Annotated in this window: 1 protein-coding gene; it reads left to right on the top strand. The window is 62.9% G+C overall.

Translation table 11 applies throughout. From position 1 onward, the window contains the following. Positions 1-32: 32 nt before the first annotated feature. The coding region (locus EIK80_RS26850) for a hypothetical protein (protein ID WP_233586958.1) at positions 33-272 on the top strand (240 nt) is incomplete at its 3' end.

Here is a 272-nt window from a genome sequence, read left to right as displayed (position 1 = left end):
ATTTGCGGGTTACGTTCTCAGTGGAGCAGCAGTTGCCGGCCGGCAAACATCCGCGTGGCCGCCGTCACGCACGCGGGCCGGTTAAAGTGCTGGGCACCGCCAAAGATCTGAAGGCATTGCAACGCGAATTCGCCGCGCAGGCGGAGGCTTCGGCCCGTCAGATGGTCAAGAAACAGGCCGAACAGGCCGGCGAGCAAGGCAAGCTGGTGCAACAGGCGAATCTGCTGCATAAGGCGGGTGCCACTACCGAGTCGAGGGCCACGATGCTATGG

This window comes from Caulobacter sp. 602-1 (assembly GCF_003931565.1).
GTDB lineage: Bacteria > Pseudomonadota > Alphaproteobacteria > Caulobacterales > Caulobacteraceae > Caulobacter.
The sequence above is the reverse complement of the archived record's forward strand: the minus strand, read 5'-3'. Positions and strand labels throughout refer to the sequence as shown.